Origin of the sequence: Methanococcoides seepicolus, assembly GCF_023684405.1 — an archaeon.
GTDB lineage: Archaea > Halobacteriota > Methanosarcinia > Methanosarcinales > Methanosarcinaceae > Methanococcoides > Methanococcoides seepicolus.
The window spans coordinates 1-711 of sequence record NZ_JAGSOI010000152.1 but is presented as its reverse complement, the minus strand read 5'-3'; the positions used below and the strand labels follow the sequence as shown (position 1 = coordinate 711).

Genomic DNA, 711 nt, shown 5'->3' with positions numbered 1-711 from the left:
TGAAGGATATAACAGCATAATTAGGCACTTTCTGGCAAGATTGAGAAGAAAGTCAAAGTGTTATACTAAGAGTCTTGAAATGCTGAAGTACTCTGTTCTTCTTTTGATGAAGTACAGAAATAAAGAGGTAGCTATGTTTAGTTAACAATGCCTTGACAGTTTCTCGAAAAGCTCGGTGATCTCACTTCCAATATGATATATCAGATTGCTCCTTTCAACCGTCTGGTCACCAAAATAACCCGGGAAAAGCACATCTTTGAAAAGGTCGATGATCTCAACAATGGATTCCCGTGAAGGTATGACCGCTGAATCAATATGCTCGAAACAACCTTTATCTGAGCAGCTGGTCACAACGGAATCGATGATCTCTGGCAATTTTGAACGATAGTTCATTCCCATGATGGAATCTTGCATCGAACATCGTTTCGTTTTTTCGTCTAACATGGTCCGTGTTCCACTCCTCAAATATTCAGTTTCCTTAATATATTTAAAATAAAACGTAACTATTCAGCCTACCTATCGTCAATCCTGTATGACCGACTATAATACACAAAATTAATTTGCAATCCTAAAATCAAACAATTGTTGGAACAAATGGCTTTCCATCGATTGCATCTTGAATAGCTTTCATCACAGAAAGTTGATTCTTCTTAACAGTAGAAATGTAGCTTCTTATACGACAGAAAGAACGTGCTCCTTGCACACTTCGGA

Annotated in this window: 1 protein-coding gene and 1 pseudogene; one reads left to right on the top strand and one right to left on the bottom strand. The window is 37.7% G+C overall.

The window, feature by feature from the left end; all coding sequences use genetic code 11:
- Window positions 1-145: pseudogene (locus KDK67_RS14180) on the top strand (IS1 family transposase); the annotation flags it as partial.
- On the opposite strand, the gene KDK67_RS14175 reads toward KDK67_RS14180, so the two are convergent.
- A complete protein-coding gene (locus tag KDK67_RS14175; protein WP_250869490.1) occupies window positions 142-444 on the bottom strand; it encodes a hypothetical protein in 303 nt (100 codons plus the stop codon). The pseudogene KDK67_RS14180 and the gene KDK67_RS14175 overlap by 4 nt on opposite strands.
- Window positions 445-711: the final 267 nt, after the last annotated feature.